This window comes from Mesobacillus harenae (assembly GCF_013343715.1).
GTDB classification, from domain to species: Bacteria; Bacillota; Bacilli; order Bacillales; family Cytobacillaceae; genus Mesobacillus_A; species Mesobacillus_A harenae.
The window spans coordinates 108,396-126,790 of the sequence record NZ_JABUNR010000011.1; the positions used below are offsets into that span (position 1 = coordinate 108,396).

General features: G+C 41.9%; 13 protein-coding genes. 10 read left to right on the plus strand and 3 right to left on the minus strand.

All coding sequences use genetic code 11. The annotated features are described in order from the left end of the window. The first annotated feature begins 3 nt into the window (after positions 1–3). The 5 genes from HRJ06_RS14410 to HRJ06_RS14430 all read left to right on the plus strand — a co-directional run bounded on the left by HRJ06_RS14410 (position 4) and on the right by HRJ06_RS14430 (position 5,529). On the plus strand, positions 4–369 hold the full coding sequence (locus tag HRJ06_RS14410) for an SCP2 sterol-binding domain-containing protein (RefSeq protein WP_174733641.1): 366 nt from the start codon (positions 4–6) through the stop codon (positions 367–369). Between the two features lie 478 nt (positions 370–847). After that, positions 848–2,740: an AMP-dependent synthetase/ligase gene (locus HRJ06_RS14415; protein ID WP_174733642.1), complete on the plus strand. Its 1,893-nt coding sequence runs from the start codon at positions 848–850 to the stop codon at positions 2,738–2,740. Beyond that, a complete protein-coding gene (locus HRJ06_RS14420) occupies positions 2,715–3,557 on the plus strand; it encodes an SDR family NAD(P)-dependent oxidoreductase (RefSeq protein ID WP_174733643.1) in 843 nt (280 codons plus the stop codon). The genes HRJ06_RS14415 and HRJ06_RS14420 overlap by 26 nt, the downstream gene beginning before the upstream one ends. Positions 3,558–3,585: 28 nt before the next feature. Then, complete coding sequence (locus HRJ06_RS14425) at positions 3,586–4,740, plus strand: thiolase family protein (protein WP_174733644.1); 1,155 nt, start codon at positions 3,586–3,588, stop codon at positions 4,738–4,740. After that, entirely contained in the window at positions 4,741–5,529 is a 789-nt protein-coding gene (locus HRJ06_RS14430; RefSeq protein ID WP_197969967.1) for an enoyl-CoA hydratase-related protein, read from the plus strand. Positions 5,530–5,954: 425 nt separating this feature from the next. On the opposite strand, the gene HRJ06_RS14435 is transcribed toward HRJ06_RS14430, so the two are convergent. Next, positions 5,955–7,019, minus strand: coding sequence for a GGDEF domain-containing protein (locus HRJ06_RS14435; protein WP_174733645.1), 1,065 nt, complete (start codon positions 7,017–7,019; stop codon positions 5,955–5,957). 196 nt (positions 7,020–7,215) lie between these two features. Between HRJ06_RS14435 and HRJ06_RS14440 the strand changes: the two genes are divergently transcribed. From HRJ06_RS14440 to HRJ06_RS14450, 3 genes are all read left to right on the plus strand, one after another. Beyond that, the gene (locus tag HRJ06_RS14440; RefSeq protein WP_174733646.1) at positions 7,216–8,439 is read left to right on the plus strand and encodes an ATP-binding protein; all 1,224 of its coding nucleotides are present in this window, start codon (positions 7,216–7,218) and stop codon (positions 8,437–8,439) included. A 203-nt stretch (positions 8,440–8,642) separates the two neighbouring features. Continuing rightward, positions 8,643–9,818 carry an HD-GYP domain-containing protein gene (locus HRJ06_RS14445; RefSeq protein WP_174733647.1) on the plus strand — a complete coding sequence of 392 codons (1,176 nt, stop codon included), beginning with the start codon at positions 8,643–8,645 and terminating at the stop codon, positions 9,816–9,818. 307 nt (positions 9,819–10,125) lie between these two features. Next, positions 10,126–11,301 carry a zinc metalloprotease gene (locus HRJ06_RS14450; protein ID WP_174733648.1) on the plus strand — a complete coding sequence of 392 codons (1,176 nt, stop codon included), beginning with the start codon at positions 10,126–10,128 and terminating at the stop codon, positions 11,299–11,301. Between the two features lie 79 nt (positions 11,302–11,380). Here the strand turns inward: HRJ06_RS14450 and HRJ06_RS14455 are convergent, their stop codons facing one another. Further along, on the minus strand, positions 11,381–11,701 hold the full coding sequence (locus HRJ06_RS14455; RefSeq protein ID WP_174733649.1) for a YrhK family protein: 321 nt from the start codon (positions 11,699–11,701) through the stop codon (positions 11,381–11,383). A 129-nt stretch (positions 11,702–11,830) separates the two neighbouring features. Beyond that, a complete protein-coding gene (locus HRJ06_RS14460) occupies positions 11,831–12,901 on the minus strand; it encodes a M20 family metallopeptidase (RefSeq protein ID WP_174733650.1) in 1,071 nt (356 codons plus the stop codon). 300 nt (positions 12,902–13,201) lie between these two features. Here HRJ06_RS14460 and HRJ06_RS14465 point away from each other — a divergent pair, with 300 nt between their 5' ends. Together HRJ06_RS14465 and HRJ06_RS14470 are read left to right on the plus strand one after the other, a co-directional pair. Next, on the plus strand, positions 13,202–16,675 hold the full coding sequence (locus HRJ06_RS14465) for a bifunctional 2',3'-cyclic-nucleotide 2'-phosphodiesterase/3'-nucleotidase (RefSeq protein WP_242035259.1): 3,474 nt from the start codon (positions 13,202–13,204) through the stop codon (positions 16,673–16,675). A 108-nt stretch (positions 16,676–16,783) separates the two neighbouring features. Beyond that, positions 16,784–18,283, plus strand: coding sequence for an amidase family protein (locus HRJ06_RS14470; protein WP_174733651.1), 1,500 nt, complete (start codon positions 16,784–16,786; stop codon positions 18,281–18,283). The last annotated feature ends 112 nt before the right edge of the window (positions 18,284–18,395 follow it).

Here is an 18,395-nt window from a genome sequence, read left to right on the forward strand (position 1 = left end):
GACATGTCACAAACATTTAAAGAAAAACCATTAAAGGAAGTTTTTGCAGAAATTGAAAAGGCATTAAACTCAAACCCGGCCCCTTATGAAGGCCAAAGTATCGTATATCAGTATGAATTATCTGGAAATGAAGAGGCAACTTACCAGCTTCACCTGAAGGATAACAAGGCCAGAGTTGTCGAAGGTACAGACGGAGAAGCCGACTGCACACTTAAACTGTCAGATAGTAACTTTAAAGATATGATTCTAGGAAATTTAAATGGAACGGCTGCTTTTATGACTGGAAAGCTGAAGATCCAGGGCAATATCGGGCTTGCTATGAAAATGGAAAGTATTTTGCGCCAGTACGATACCAGCCAGTACGCATAAGCATAACTGCCTGGGAATGGTTCATTCTGCCTATGTTAGGCCTAGGTTGCGCAAATGTAATAAAATAACCGCCCAGTGTTTCCTGACACTGGGCCACCCTTTGAAGTGTTCCTAGGAGAAGCGTTCAGTATCCGCAAAGGCTATTACTCCGTCTTTTGCAAAGAGTCAGTTACAATCATCTAGACGTTTGTGCTTTTATTAAGAAGCGAAGCGTATATATTACTAGACATCTATCTTTCTAACTTCAGCATCAATGCCCTCGAGATCTTTTTGGTCTGTTTCGGACTGAAAGGAAGCAATCAGCGCAACTGACACTTTCAGCATGGCGGTGTTGACCGAGGAGCTTGCACATTTCGCTAAGTCCTGCCTATTATCCCCACATAACTGCACTCTTCATGCGGGATACAGATTGGCCCATCACGGCTAAAAACAAACCTATATACAGTAGTCTTATTACATTTATTAAAGGAGGAGTCCTATGAAAGCGCTTAACCTGTTGGACAGTGTTTACCGGTCGGTTAAAAGATTTCCAGATAAAAAAGCCTTAATGTGGAAAGTTGACGGAAAATATCGAGGAATTACTTATGGGGACTTTTGGGCCGAGGTAAGAAACACGGCTGCAGGCCTCGCCTGCCTTGGAATTGGAAACGATGATAAGGTAGCGATACTGTCTGAGAATAATCCAAAGTGGCCAATATCTGATGTAGCAATTTTAAGCCTTGGAGCAGTCTCTGTTCCGATTTATCCAACCTTGCCGCCGGACCAGGTCGCACATGCACTTCGCAATGCTGACTGCAAAGCGGTTTTTGTTGAAAACGGTTTGCAGTATCAAAAAGTCCTCGAGTGCGGAGTCCAAGGCTTAGACATTATTGTCATGCAGCCAGGTGAAGCGCTAGATTTAACGAATAAGACTCTTTCCTTTTTTCAGTTAGTTCAAAAGGGAGCAGACAATCCCATCGTTGATTGGGAATCAATATGGGGAGCTATTGGCCGTGATCAGCTGGCGACAATCATTCATACATCAGGTACAAGTGGTGCCCCAAAAGGAGCAATGCTGACTCACGGGAATATTTTATCCAATATTGAGGGTGTCCAGTTCTGGTGCGTTGAAGCACGTCCTGAAGATGTGATGCTTTCCTTTTTACCGTTATCACACGTATTTGAACGAATGGCAGGCCAATTTACGCCGCTTTCTGTTGGAGCGACGATTGCCTATGCGGAGAGCATCGAAACGATTCCTCAAAACCTGCAGGAGGTAAAGCCGACTGTTATGACGACTGTTCCAAGATTGCTAGAGAAGGTCTATGCAAAGGTTCAGGAGCAAATTGAGGCAGGGACGCCACTGCGGAAGAAGATTTTTGCCTGGGCGGTTAAGGTAGGAATGGAACGGTACAATTATCTTGTTAATTCGCCTGTAGACCAATTAATTAATGGGCAAATGCCAAAGGATCTTCAGCGAAAATGGAACCTCGCAAATCGTTTAGTTTACAAAAAGGTTAAAAGTAATCTTGGCGGAAGAATGCGCGGGTTAGTTTCTGGTGGAGCTGCGCTGAATCCTGAAATAGCCAGTTTCTTCTGGGCGATTGATGTTCCAGTTCTTGAAGGCTACGGCTTGACGGAAACTTCACCTGTAGTGGCGACGAACCCGATGTCACGGGCCAAAATTGGCACGGTTGGAAAACCGCTCCCGAATTTAGACGTGAAGATTGCTGAAGATGGAGAAATTCTCGTTAAAGGTCCTAGCGTTATGGTGGGCTACTACAAAAATGAAGAGGCAACAGCTGAAGATATTATCGATGGCTGGTTCCATACCGGTGATATAGGGTCCTTTGATGATGAAGGCTTTTTAAGAATTGTGGATCGGAAGAAGCGCCTGCTGATCTTATCAACTGGTAAAAATGTTGCCCCGGCCCATATAGAAAATACGATTAACCAAAGTATTTACATTGAAAATTCGCTCGTAGTAGGGCATGGCCGCAAGTATGTAATTGCCATTGTCATTCCTGATTTTGAAAACTTAAAGCCTTGGGCCTATAAAAAAGGTGTAAAAGCGAACAGCCAGCTTGATCTCGTCCAAAATGGAGAGGTTAAAAATCTTATTTCAAAGGAAGTTGAACGAATGGCGAGCAGGCTCGCGTCGTTTGAGCAGCCGAAAAAAATTATTGTCATTGGTGGAGAATGGACAGTGGATACCGGTGAGATTACACCATCATTAAAAGTCCGCTACAAACATATAGAAGAAAAATACAAGAAGCTGATCAACTATACGTATGAACAAGACGGTTCAATCCAAATTAGTGAAGCATTAGCAGAGGTTGCAGCCGGAAAAGCCAATGAGAGTGAGGATGATATTCGTGAGCTTACCACTTGAGGGAAAAGTTGCCCTAATAACCGGTGCCTCTAGAGGCCTCGGAAGAATCGATGCTCTAACACTGGCAAGAGCTGGAGCGGACGTTATTGTAACAGATATTTTAATTGAAGAAGATGAGCATTTACAAGAAACTTCTGAACGGCTTGGTCCGATGGCTCAGGTGATGACACAGACAAAACAGGTGTATACGAAGTCAACAACTGAGCAGATAAAAGCACTGGGAAGACGTTCATCAGCATATCGGATGGATGTTACGAATCGCGATGAAGTTCAGTCTGTGTTCAATGAGGTAATCAAGGAATACGGCAGGATTGATATTCTTGTTAACAATGCAGCAACACTCGACCATACAGTAAAAATCGAGCACCAAAATGATGACTTCTGGGATCGGGATCTGAAGGTTAACCTAACCGGTGCCTATAACTGCAGCAAAGCTGTTTGGCCTTATATGAAGGATCAGAAATGGGGACGAATCATCAATATGGCGTCTGTAGCTGGAACGATGGGCGGGTATGGCCAGGCGAGCTACTCAACGACTAAAGCTGGCGTTCTCGGCTTGACAAAGACACTAGCGCTTGAAGGAGCAAAATACAATATTACGGTCAATGCTATTATTCCTGGAATTATTAATACGGAGGCATTCCAAATGTCAAATCCTGATTTGAGAGATCGGATGATTGCCCGCACGGCCTTTAAACGTCCTGGTGAGCCGGAGGATATTGCCAATGCGATTTCATTCCTGGTGTCCGATCAGGCAAAATACATTACCGGAGTCGGACTGCCAGTAGCAGGCGGAATAGATTTGTTTACGTTTTAATACTAGCAAGACGAGAGGATGAGAATGAATGCAAGCGAATGATGCTGTAATAATTGATGCAGTCAGAACCCCAGTCGGCCGAAAAAAAGGCTCGCTGTCACAGACAAGGCCAGACGAAATGGCGGCTCATGTACTAAAGAAACTGGTCGAACGCAATCAGCTTAATCCTGCCGAGGTAGAAGATATCAAAATGGGCTGTGTTACCCAAATTGGCGAGCAGGGGTCAAATATTGGCCGAATGGCGGGGTTAATTGCAGGATTTCCCGTTGAAGTATGCGGTGTAAGTGTAAATAGAATGTGTGCTTCAAGTCTTGAAACCTTAGCTCAGGGAGCGCATGCGATCATGGCAGGAATGTCAGACTGCGTAATCGCCGCTGGTGTTGAAAGTATGAACAGGGTTCCGATGGGAACTGATGGTGGCAATTTCAGTGATAAATTATTGGATCAGCATACGATAATTCCACAGGGGTTTTCTGCTGAACTTATTGCGGAACGCTGGGAGCTTAAGCGTGAAGAGCTTGATGAATTCTCATATCAAAGTCATCAGAAAGCTGCACGGGCTCAAGAAGAGGGCCGGTTTGATAATGAAATTGTCTATATTGAGGGGAAAAATAAAGAAGGCGAGACTTTCTTGATGAACATGGATGAAACTCCACGGCCAAGTACGAGTCCTGAAGCACTAGGCAATTTGAACCCGGCATTCCGCCCTGACGGAGTTGTCACAGCTGGGAACTCCAGCCAGATCAGTGACGGGGCGGCGGCTGTGCTGCTTGCTTCAAGAAAAAAGGCAGAGGAACTTGGCTTGAAGCCTCGTGCAAGAGTGGTTGCTACCGCCCTGGCAGGGGTAGACCCAGAAATTATGCTGACAGGCATTATTCCGGCTACAGAAAAGGTTCTGAAGAAAGCCGGATTAAACATTAAAGATATTGATATATTCGAAGTGAATGAAGCATTTGCCAGTGTGGTGCTTTCGTGGCAGAAGGATACTGGTGCTGATCTTGAAAAAGTAAACCCGAATGGGGGAGCGATTGCCTTAGGACACCCGCTCGGCGGCAGCGGTGCCCGAATTATTGCTACGATGGTCAATGAACTGGAACGGAGCGGCGGACGTTATGGGCTTGCAACGATGTGTATTGGCTTCGGGATGGCTTCTGCTGTCATTATCGAAAGGGAGGGTGCTTAAGTGCAGGTAGACGAAAGGCAATGTCTTGTAGAAACAAAGGATAAAGTACTGATGATTACTATTAACCGTCCGCCTATGAACACCCTCAGCAGACAAACATTGCTTGATATTGAAAAAGTATTGAATGAAGCGGAAAACGACAATGGCATTCGAGCTGTCTTGATTTCTGGTGCTGGGGAGAAAATGTTCTCAGCTGGAGCAGATATTACGGAATTTGGCAGCATGGGTGATAAAGAAGAAGGAAATAAAACGCTGATTCGCATGCATGAGTTATTTAACAGGATTGAAAACTATCCCAAACCAGTCATTGCCTGTATAAATGGGAAAGCACTGGGTGGAGGAAATGAACTGCAAATGGCCTGCCATTTAGTGGTCGCAGCAGATTCAGCAGAGCTCGGGCTGCCGGAGGTTCGCCTTGGAATTATTCCTGGGTATGGAGGGACACAAAGGCTGCCTCGTTTGATCGGCAGAAGAAGGGCTCTTGAATTAATGCTAAGCGGAGACCGGATTTCTGCAGAAAAGGCACTGGAATACGGTTTAGTAAATCGGGTAGTTCCCGCTGAAAAGGTTAGAGAAGAAGCCTTTAACCTCGCTGCCAGGCTGGCTTCGGGAGCCCCGCTTGCGATTAAAGGGATTCTCGATTCTGTTTATCGGGGCAGTGAACAGGACCTTGAAGCTGGTTTAGCTGTTGAACGGGAAAATTCATTGGCTGTTTCAGGCTCGGAGGATGCAATTGAAGGAGTAACTGCATTTTTCTCCAAAAGGCCTCCAGAGTTTAAAGGGAAGTAACAAGCTGTAAAATAAATGCAAGAAACAAAAATCAAGGCAGGCTCATTCAGGAGCCTGCCTTGGTTTGTTTTGGTTGTGGGCTTAAACTGCAAGGTTGGGCCAAACCCGTGAATCAGTTCCGGTACTGGTTCATCCAAACCCCCAGAATCACTTCCGCCCGAAGATGAAGTTTAAAGAACAACTTAATCTGGCTTTCAGTCAGCCTCATTTAGGCTTTACGGGGTTGTACAAGGAGCTTCCGCTTTTGTTTCATCCAGTTCGACTTTCTAGAAACTGGGAAACTTCAACTCCTCTTGCAGAAGCAAACTGAGTTTCTTTGTCAGATCCTTCGAAGTACAGGATGTACTAGTGCCGACGATGCCACAGGACGTGGCGGTTAGTCGGCCAGTTTCCGTGTTTCTGAGTAGTCAGTTCCGCTTTTGGTATTAGCTGCATACCTGGTTTTTACCGGAGTGCTTTGCAAAGTATAACTGCCTGTCTGCGAGGTCGATTGCTTCTTTTAGATTTTTAAAAGCATTAAGCTGTGCTACCCCGATTGAAAGGGAAATCTTAAAGTCTGGGTATGTGCTATGAGGAAATAGTGGTGCGGAAGCAACTCGCTTACGAATCTTATTTAGAGTAGCCATAGCCTGATCTGGGTGGTCAACAGCGATAAAAAGTATATATTCATCACCCCCATATCTTGCTGCAAACATATCCTTGCTCCTGTTGTTAAGAATAATTTCCCCGACCGTCTTTATAGCTGTATCCCCTGCCTGGTGACCAAAGGTGTCATTAATTTTTTTGAAACAGTCAATATCCACCATGGCTATGTACATCAGTTTATTCTGAGGTATATATTTTTGGATCGCATCTTCAAATTTCCTCATATTATACAATCCTGTTAACGGATCTCGTTCAGCGAAGTATCGCATTTGTTTTGTTAGAGTAAGATGTTTTTGCCCTGTAACAATGAAAAAATAAAGAATAAAGGAACCTAATAACAAAGAAAGATAACGGACTAAAGCAATTTCTGTAAAAATCTCCAGACCTTCAGGCATAAGCCAAATAATCGGCAGATCCGAAATCAGCCAGGCAGCAGTGACCACAAGAAAGGGTTTAAGGATGTGAAATCGATTCTGGTCTTGAGGATAAAGGATTATTGGCAATATCGAAGATAAAATCATTCCAAATAGGATTTCATGAGCAACCGTTTCTCCTCCAAGGAAAAACCGATAGAGTGAGGCCATGATCAGGACAGGAACGGTATATCTCCATCCATGATAAAAGGAAACAAAAATAAGAGGAGCGATCCTCAAATCAAACAGGTGGTCAGAAAATCGTATTGGAAAATGAAACATAGAAATAATCGCTAGAGTCACTATCAATATATGAAAAATTGGCATGAAGGTATTTGATAATTTTTTGGTTTGATTTAGATAGTAGCCGGTATTAATCATCAGGTGCATTAATAAAAGAATGCCCAAATTGGAGAGCACAGACTGAATCAAGAGAATCACCTCTGTTCCAAAAAACAGTAATATATACCTATTTTATAGGAATCATTTAAAAAAGCACTTATGATTGAATGAAAATTGTGAAAAATTATTGAACAATCGATTTATTCGGGAATTAATACATGCTTTTACAAGATTTGCTATAATAAGACATAATAATCATTAATCTATCCTTTGTAGGAGCTTTTATATGAGTGTATTATCAAAAAATCCTAAGCTGATTTTCGAAGAAGTAAAGGCAGTTAAGTTTTTTCTTTGGACGTTTTATATTATTTTACTTATTTATGACTTTTTTTATTACTTTTTTTACCCTTTCCAAATGGATGATCCAGTAGGCTTTCCGGATGGGAGTATAGGCTTCTTCCTTCACTTTATACTGGTGCTTATCCTGCCAGCATCTATTTATCTAGTAAAAAGAGGAAAGCCCGAACTTATTAAATACTTATACTTAATTACATATATCATTCTAGACTTTATAAACAATTTAATGATTTTCTGGGGAAGTTCAAAGGAATTTACCGGGGGGCATATAATAGAGATTTTCTTTATTTTATTTTCTCCGATATTTGTGAATAAACGTTTTTTTTGGATGGTATCTGCAGGGATTTTCGGTAAATACATTCTATTCGGACTGCTTTTACAGGCAGAAAGAGTTATCTTTCCGCTACTATTAATCGTATTTATGGCAGCAATTTCTTGGGTTCTCTTATCGACTTTTATTTCCTATGTGAAGGCAATCACTTCTGTGCATGAGGACCTGCGAAGAAAAGAAAAGCTTGCAGTTATCGGGCAGATGGCAACAGCCATTGGACATGAAATTAAAAATCCTCTTTCCGCTTTGCGGGGGTTTATCCAGCTAGAGCAGGAAAGAAATAAGGAAACGGACAATTACTACCGCATTATGCTAAGCGAAGTAGACAGAATAAATATAATTGCTACTGACTTACTAATTTTAGGAAGACCTAAAACTATTGTAAAAAGGCATGCGAATATTGAGGAGGTTATCTACTATGTAATCTCGATTCTTAAATATTTTGCTGAGGAACGTAATGTAACAATTAAAGTTTTACAAGAAAAACCGATTCCTCATTTGTTATGTGATGAGAATCAAATTAAGCAAGCGTTTATTAATATTATTAAGAATTCCATTGAAGCAATCTCTGATGGTGGTTACGTCAATATTAAATTCAGCAGTGACGGAAGTTTTGTTAAAGTTGTTGTTGAGGATGATGGCTGCGGTATACCAAGGGAAGATCTGAATAAAATTGGCGAGCCTTTTTATACCCTTAAAGAAAATGGAACTGGGCTTGGGTTGATGGTAACAAAGAAAATAATAGATGAGCATGATGGAGAGATCGCGATTGATAGCGAGGTAAATCAAGGGACAATAGTAAGCATCCTGTTACCGCTCTGACAATCCTTAAGTGCTAATTTCAAAAGCAAAGAAAATTCAGTAGAAAATCTATTCTGTAATTTAAAGGAATAGATTATAATAAAATAGATTGATGTCGAATTTTGTAAATTTTCTTTTCGAAAATGCTCCTTTAGAACTAAACTTTTTCTCTAAAGTGGCGATATGAAATAAGTAGATATTCTACAACTTTAGTGGGGTCTAATATGCCAAGTAAAATAAAAGATTCGAATTTTAAGAGTGAGGAACAAAGTGCTGTCTTATGGTTCATTGGCATTTTTTACATCATTTCTATTGTCTATGATGTTTTCTATTATTTTATATATAAAAAATACATACTTCATATCGAACCCGGTTTGCCCAGTGTCTTCGGTTACTGGTATTACCTCTGTTTATTTACACTGCTTCCTATCGTTTATTATCTGAGCAATAAGAAGCCCTACATGGTAAAGTATCTTTTTTTTACGAGCTATATCATATTGTCGATATTGAACGATGGATTTACCTATATGGGAAATCCAGTTGAATATAAAACCGGCAATATCGCAGAAATACTTCTCATCTTATTTTCACCTTTGTTTGTTAACCCGAGATTTTTTTGGTTTATATTCCTAGGTACTGTGCTGAAGTATCTTTTCGTGGGTGTGCTCCTGCAGACTACTCAAGTTTTTTTTCCAACAGTCATTTTATTGGTTATTTCTTTTATTGCTTACGTGCTGTTAAAAAGATTTCAGGGATATGTTGCAGCAATTAAATCATCATATGATAAACAGCTAGATGGGATTGTTAAGGGTGTTATTGCAACAATAGAATTGAAGGATCCTTATACAAGAGGCCATAGTGAAAGAGTTGCCTACTATGCAAAGTCGTTAGCCATTGCTACAGGGAAGTTTAGTGAGGATGATTTAACTTCCTTCCATTATGCTTGTTTGCTCCATGATATAGGGAAAGTAAATATACCGGACTCAATTCTTATGAAGCCCGGTAAATTATCAACAGAAGAGTATGAGGTTATTAAAACGCACCCAGTTGTGGGAGCGGAGGCCATTAGAAAAGTTAAAGGCCTAGGTGACAATATTGATGTTATCCTTTCCCATCATGAAAGATGGGATGGAAAAGGGTATCCTGAACAGCTGTCAGGGCAGAAAATTCCGGTGCTTGCAAGAGTCGTTTCGATTGCAGATGCATTTGACGCAATGACTTCTTCCCGGTCTTACCGCTCGGCTTTATCTGTAGAGGATGCTTATGAAAGAATTATTGAAGGACATGGAACGCAATTTGACCCTGAACTTGTAAAGGTTTTTAAAGACATCTATCCCGCTTGGGTTGATTTTCATAAGAATTATGAATGGCCAGAAGAGGTTGCCAGAAGTATTGTCTGAGAGGGGGTGACTCCATGAAAATCCGCAAATTAAAAAAAATCAAAACAACATGCTGGTGGTGTAACTTCATGCCGCGTATATAGTATTTTTGGAAGGGGTGCTTGCTACTGCAATGCATCCCGTATTTTTATTAGGAAAGTATAAAATTTTGAACATTGACTACTGTCTAGCTCCAGCGCCTAGCCCCTCGAGTCGCTTCGGTCCAGGCTGATGAAGTTCAAAGAACGACTTCACCGTCTGGCTCTCCACCGCTTGTCGGGACTGTTCAAGGTGCTTGCGCTTTTGTTCTTATTAAGGATGTTTTTATATGGAAATCAATTACCTATCCAAAATAACACTATATCCCTTAAAAGCCCGGGCTGATAAGAAGAATTATATTGTTGAGGATCTCTCGAACGATGAATTCTATGAAATGCCAAAGGTATGCGTTGATGCCATTGAACTGATTAACAGTGGGTTCGATTTAGAATATATCGAGCAGAATTTGAAAAAAACCCACCCTGAAGAAGACGTTAATATTATTGAATTTGTTAAGCAGCTGGCGGATCTAGAATTGATAAAAGAGATTAATGGGGAAGCAGTTGACCGAAGCGAAGGGACAACGAGCCCAACAGGTTATAAATGGATACCACCCCTTGTTGGCAAGTTTTTCTTTAATAAATATACAGCTGGAATACATATAGGTTTAATTATAGTAAATATCACTTTGCTTTTAATAAACCCCTATTTATTTCCTCATTACCAGGATATCTTTATATTTGATTTGATGATGGAAAATATCGTTGTCTGGGTGCTGATTACCTTCTTGCTAGTCTTAATTCATGAATTTGGACATGTTCTGGCTGTAAGAGCCTACGACTTTCCTACCAAAATAGAACTAGGTCACCGGCTATTCTTTGTAGTTCTGGAAACAGATATGACAAAGGTCTGGCAGCTGCCTCCCCGAAAAAGAAATCAGCTCTACTTCGCAGGTATTTACTTTGATAATATTTTGTTGTTCATTGCCTTAATTGGCCAAATGATGCCATTAAATGTGGTGGTAAAGGCACTGCTAGCAATAATGGTTTTCGATAACGTATTAAGGATTCTGTATCAATTTTGTATTTATATGAAAACTGATTTTTATTATGTTTTAGAAAATGTTACCGGTTCGTACAACCTAATGGATAATGGGAATCAATATTTAAGGAAATGGTTCCCTTTTCTACCCGAGGATCAATCTACCGAAGCTTTCAAAGGGGAAGAAAAATTAATACGCCCATATGTTTTCTTTTACTTAATAGGGATTGCTGTTACGATTGCTGTTTGGTTTTATTATTATTTACCGCAGTTAAAGTATGCTTTTAATCAAATAACACCAGGATTTAGTGCACCGCTGGGGAGTATTCCTTTTTGGGATGCTATTATATTTATCATACAATTTCCAATCGTGATTGCTCTGCTCCTCTACTCCTGGTCAAAAAAATACGTCCATAAACAGTAAATAAGGTGCTCTGTAGAAAGACACCTATAATTAGAGTATATTAGAAAATAGGTTCAAAGTGAATGGAACCTATTTTCTTTCATTTTTCTTGATGCTTTGGCAAGGCTTTTCTCTGTGAGGTCTGTTTTTTCGGTTTAAACCGTTTTAAATGTAGATCTCTCATAATATTTAGGATTGCCCTGAGTATCATCAAAATGCTGCCGCCCAAAAAAAACAAAATGGAAATAGTTTGGCTTACATTTGTTAAAAATAATATACTTCCTGTCAAATATAAGACTCCTAGCAAAACATCGTTTAGCAATGACAAAACTTTGTATCTCTGCCTAATAATCATTTGGTACTTCCCAATTGAAATGTAGACGTCCTCCTGATGACCATGGTCCTCTTTTTTTATCTGCATTAGACATTCCTCCTGAAGTGCTTTTCTAGCGGGTTTTCATTTGAAACCGTATTACAAAAAAGCCTGTAGACGGGGTCTGAACTTAAGACCATTGTCTACAAGCTAAGCCAGCTCGCGGGCATCTGTCTTTTACTTTGAATCAAAACCTTTTATGAAGTCTATTAAAATGTCTTTATAGGTATAAAGCGAGTCAAGGACGACGTTCTCTTCATTTCCATGCCAGTTTATACCGCTTGGGCCAAACTCAATGGCGGGAATTCCCTTTTTGGAAAAGAAACTTGTGTCCGCAGCCCCGTGCTGGCCGAAAAAGACCGCCTCTTTAGAGATGTGCTCTTCGACAACCGGCTGCAGGGCTTGCACAAATGGATCTTCTCTCTTTGTTTCAACAGGCCTGCCGACCATATTGACAAGAACCTTTCCATCGGCAGCATCCTCGATCTGCTGGATAATTTCATCTGCGGTTTGACCGGGTAAATAGCGGATATCAAAGAAGAGAGTGCAGGTTTCCGGGACTTTATTATAAGCATCTCCGCCGTTAATCTTCGCCAGGTTCACAGACGGGGCTTTATAGAATTCCGAACTTACTCTTGTGAAGGGGAGTTTAAGAATTTCACCATAGACCTCATAAGCTTTTTCAATTGCATTGACACCTTCCCATGGACGGCTGCCATGTGCAGGTTTCCCGGCGACTTCGATATCCAGGCGCAGTGAACCTTTTGCCTGCAGGGCAATGCCGAGGGTAGTCGGCTCTGCACAAATAACAAAATCCCCAGTATAGCCATTTTCAACTAAATAGCCCGAACAGTTAAAGCCGCCAATTTCTTCGTCAGAAACAATTTGCAGCTGTAATTTCACCCCGAGTGGCTCGTCCTTAAGCTTTGCCGCAGCATACATCATTGCTGCAACTCCTGCCTTCATATCGGCAGCTCCTCTTGCGTATAACCGTCCATCTTCTTCAACAGGGACGAATTGTTCCTCATGGCCGCTGACAACATCAACATGGCCATTTAATACAACCGTTTTATCCCCTTCGCCAATCTCACATACAATCATTCTATATCCGTTGTTTTCAAGCATCTCGGCAGGTAAGCCCTGCTCCTTGAGCCATTGGTTACAATATTCAATTGCTTTGTTAGCCCCAGCCTTTGTGGAACTATCTATTAAAATGAGTTCCTTTAATAGTTCTGTTAATCTCTCCATAATACGCCTCCTGATATAAGAAGTCTTACTGTTCTTTACCACTAGAGACTAGAGTGAATCATAACAAAATTTTCAAGTGTTTTGTGGGCTCTTTTATTTGGGGCGAAATAAATGAATTCGAAATCTTTTAATCCTAAAAGGGGGCAGGATAGGAAATTGATTATAAGTACCCAGGAAGAGGCCATACGGGAATAAAACAGTTCGAAAATTCAGGGCTATTGGAGCATTTCTAAAATAATGAATCTATTTAATAATTAAATAGGTTTGACTATTATAAACTTCAAAAGGAGCTGTTTTGCCTTGAAAAAGCCTATTCAAAAGTTTGGCAGAAAAGTTTTGGCAACTACTATGGCTTTATCGGTATTATCAACGCCGATCACATGGAAGTCGGTAGATGCTGCACCGAAGAGCAAAAGCGAAAATCAGGCAGGAAAACATGACGTAGAGCTCAGAATTTTGGGAACTACCGATATTCACACGCACTTATACAACTATGATTATTATAAGGATGCTCTTACAAATGAATTCGGCTTGGCGAAAACAGCAACATTAATTAAAAAGGCCCGTTCTGAAGCTGAAAATACGTTATTATTTGATAATGGCGACCTGATTCAAGGCAACCCGCTTGGGGACTACAAAGCAAAGGTAGACGTTCTTGAAGATGGTGAACTGCATCCAGTCTTTCAAGCTATGGAGCTATTAGACTATGATGCTGCCACGGTCGGAAACCATGAATTTAACTATGGACTAGATTATCTTGATGAAGTGCTTGATGATGCACCGTTTCCATATGTAAATGCAAACGTGTTCAAGGATGATGGGGACAGCGATCCTTCAAATGATGAAAACTATTTTAAACCATATCAAATTATTAAGAAAAAGGTTATTGATAAAAAAGGAACCAACCAAGTGATCAGAGTTGGAGTTATTGGCGCGGTTACTCCGCAGATTACCCAGTGGGACAAAGCCCATCTTGATGGAAAGGCAATTACGAAGGATATCGTAAAATCAGTGGAAGAAAATATCCCGAAAATGAAGGAGGAAGGGGCAGATCTAATCGTTGTCCTTGCACACTCCGGAATTGGTGATGCAGAATATGCTGAGCTGGAGGAGAATGCGACCTATGATCTTACTAAGGTAGAGGGTATTGATGCGATCATTACCGGACATAACCATTTGAACTTCCCTGGAGGATTTTCAGATCTTCCAGGTGTTGATGCTGAAAAAGGTACCATTAATGGTGTGCCGATTGTTATGCCAGGCAGCTGGGGCAACCAGCTTGGTGTTATGGATTTGACCATCTCCAAAATAAAAGGCGATTGGGAGATTAAGAATTCAAAAACATCTTTAAAACCGATCTATGATAAAGCAACCAAAACGGTCCTTGCCGAAGCTGATCAAGATGTCCTGGATGCTGTAAGAGAAGCGCATGAGGGAACAGTAGATTATGTGAATCAGCCGGTTGGAACGACAACTGCTGACATCCATAGTTATTTCGCGCTTGTTCAGGATGATCCGTCAATCCAAATCGTCACAAATGCACAAAAGTGGTACATTGAAAAGCAATTAAAAGGGACGGCAGATGAAAACTTGCCGATTCTGTCAGCCGGCGCACCGTTTAAGGCAGGTGGACGAAACGGAGCGAGCTACTATACGTATATTCCTGAAGGGGATATAGCGATTAAAAATGTTTCAGACCTGTATTTGTATCCGAACACAGTCGCGACTGTAAAAGTTACCGGTGCTGATGTAAAAGAATGGCTTGAAATGTCTGCTGGCCAATTCAATCAGATTGATTCCAAAGACAGCAGCGAACAAGCGTTAATTAATACTGATTTCCCGACGTACAATTATGATGTCATTGATGGTGTTACGTACGAGATCGATGTTACGGAGCCGGCCAAGTACGATGATAAAGGAAATGTTGTTCATGCTGATGCCAACCGAATTAAAAGCCTTAAGTTTAATGGAGAGGCTATCGACCTTGAACAGGAATTCATCGTTGTTACAAACAACTACCGTGCAAGCGGGACTTTCCCTGGTGTAAAAAATAATACAGCAGTTGAGTTATATCCGGATGAAAACCGCCAGGCGATTATTGACTACATCCGCGACCTTGGCACGATTGATCCATCCGCAGATGGCAACTGGAAGTTTGCCCCTGTCAGCGACAAAGTGAACGTAACCTTTGAAACGGCAATGGATGCTCAAAAAGCCCTTCCGGAAGGTGATGTCATTGAATTTGTAGCAGAAGCAGCGGACGGTTATGGTAAATTCAATCTTGAATTTCCAATTGCTCTGCAATTACTTGGAATTAACGATCTGCATGGCCAGCTTGATACTTTTAATGCCAAGCTGAATGCTGGTGGAATCGAATATCTTGCTGCATATTTGAAACAAAGAGATGCAGAAGTTGAAAATTCACTCATGATCCATGCGGGTGACGTTGTTGGTGCGAGTTCACCAGTATCTGCCCTGCTGCAGGACGAGCCGACGATCGATATTCTTAACCGGCTAGGCTTTGACGTGGGTACGGTCGGAAACCATGAATTTGATGAAGGTGTCGAAGAAATGAAGCGCCTTATTTTTGGGGGAAGTCACCCGAAAACCGTTGAGAAATACGGCGAATTTGCAGGAGCGAATTTTGACTATGTTGTTGCAAATGTTGTCGATGAAGTAACAAACGAGCCAATTCTCGAACCGTATGTGATTAAAGAAGTCGCTGGAGTGCCAGTTGGTTTTATTGGAGTAGCTTACTCTGATACACCTGGAATTGTTATTCCGAGCGGAACAGCAGGAGTTAAGTTTACAGATGAAGCAGAGGCTATTAATAAGTATGCAGCTGAGCTAAAGGAACAAGGTGTTAAGTCGATTGTTGTTCTAACCCATAACCCTGTTAATTCAAACAATGGCGTTGCAGCAGGAGAGCTTGCCGAAATAGCTGCTGCCGTTGATGATGAAGTGGATGTTATGTTTGGCGGACACAACCATGCCTATACAAACGCTGTTGTTGATGGCAAGCTGTTGGTTCAATCTTATTCCTATGGAACAGCATTTTCAGATGTTGACCTATTGATTGATCCAGACACGAATGATATTTTTGCAGCAAAAGCAGAAATCGTTACAGCTTACCGGGATCAGATTGAGCCAGATGCTGAAATTAAAGCAGTTCTGGATGCTTATGTCGCAGATGCTGCGCCAATTTTAAACAGGGTAATTGGCACCACCCCGAGTTTCATTTCACGTGAAACAAATGCCGCTGGTGAATCTCCGATGGGCAACCTGATTGCTGATTCAATGAGAGCGCAAACGGGCACTGATTTTGCATTTATGAATTCAGGTGGAGTACGAGGTGATATTGATGCTGGGGACATTACCTGGAAGGAAGCCTTTACTGTACAGCCGTTTGGCAATGACTTGGTTTCAATGCCAGCAACAGGAGAGCAAATAAAAACTCTCTTTGAACAGCAATGGGGTTCTAAAACCCGCATCATGCATGTATCAGGTTTGAAGGTAAGCTATGATGAGTCACGCCCTGCAGGTGACAGAATCGTTTCGTTAACTAAAACGGATGGCAGTCCGCTTGATATGAATGAATCGTACACAATCACAGTCAATAATTACATGGCTGGCGGCGGCGACGGCTATTCATTATTAGCTGAAATGGGACCACAGGTGATTGATATTGTCGACCTTGATGCTTTAGTAAATTATATTGAAGCAAAAGGCGAAGTTGATCCGAAAATTGAAGGCCGTATTACAAAATTAAATTAATAGAATACAAGAGGGTGTCCATATGGCCACTCTCTTTTCCGTGTTTAAAGGATAAACAAGATCTTACTAGAATACATAGGTAATAAAGGTATTATAGGGGGATGAAGGATGAAAGTTGAGGAATATAAACAGTATGATGCACTGGGTTTGGCGGAGCTTGTAAAACAGAAGGAGGTCCAGCCTAAAGAACTAGTTGAGAATGCAATCGAACAGATCGATCGTTTAAATCCAAAGCTTAATGCCGTGATCAACCGTATGTTTGAACAGGCAAGACAGAGTGCGGAAACGGCAACCGGAGATGGCCCTTTCACGGGAGTGCCGATGTTATTAAAGGACATTACCCAGGAGGTTAAGGGTGAACCCATTACATCGGGTTCCAGAGCATTTCAGGGGTACCGGGCAAAACAAGATTCATTCTGGGTTAAAAAGGTTAGAAATACAGGTGCACTTTTTGTCGGGCAGACGAATGTTCCGGAATTTGCGTTAATGGGTGTTACAGAACCAGCTTTTTACGGGCCGACTCGTAATCCTTGGAATAACGATCATACTCCGGGAGGGTCAAGCGGGGGGTCTGCAGCAGCAGTGGCCTCTGGTATGGTCCCGATTGCCGGGGCTAATGATGGCGGAGGTTCAATTAGGATTCCTGCTTCATACAGCGGCTTATTCGGCTTAAAGCCAACAAGAGGGAGGACACCAGTTGGGCCAAGCCTTGGGCGCCACTGGCAGGGGGCTTCTGTCGATCACGTGCTTGCAAGATCTGTCAGGGACAGCGCTGCTATGCTTGATTCACTTGCTGTATATGAAAAAGGAGCTGCGTTCCCTGCACTTCCTTATGAGGGCTCCTATCTTGAACAGGTTGGGATACCGCTTGAGAAAAAAAGGCGAATCGCTTTTACAGTAAAGTCACCGCTTGGAACTGAGGTCCATCCGGAATGTATGGAAGCTGTAATGAAGGCTGTAAAATTGCTGGAGGCAATGGGACATTCTGTCGAAGAACTGGAAGCCCCCGTAGACGGTAAGAAAATTGCGAGCAGCTATTTTACGATGTATTTTGGCGAGGTAGCAGCAGGCCTGTCTGGCTTGGAGGAAGTATTAGGCAGGAAAGCGAGATTTACTGACGTCGAACCGACCACATGGGTTTTGGGACTGCTAGGCAAAGCTACAACCGCTGAAGAGTTTGTTCTGGGATTACGAGAGTGGGACAAAGCCGCTTATGCTATGGAAAACTTTCATGAAACCTATGATTTTTATATTACTCCAACAACTGCGTTTCCCCCTTCCAAAATAGGTGAACTAGACCCAAGCTCTATTGAAAAATTCGCGATGAATCTAATCGGCAGAGCAGGTACAGGAAGGCTGCTTAAAAAGGCTGGGATGGTTGAGCAAATAGCCGGAAAAAGCTTAATGAGGACGCCTTTCACACAGCTGGCAAATTTAACTGGGCAGCCGGCAATGACGCTGCCGCTCCACATAACGAAAGACAACCTGCCAGTAGGAGTGCAGGTAATGGCTGGGCGCGGAAAAGAAGATCTTCTGTACCGGCTTGCAGGTGAACTGGAACAGTCCTCAGCTTGGACCAGATCTGATCAGAATCCTGGTTTTTCCTAATGGTCGTTAAATAGCCTTTAATCCTTATATTAACTATATGGGTATAAAGAACTGACTTTTCCTCTCTTAAACATTGGCCTCAATCGAAAATGAAGGCTGTTAAAAGAAAAAA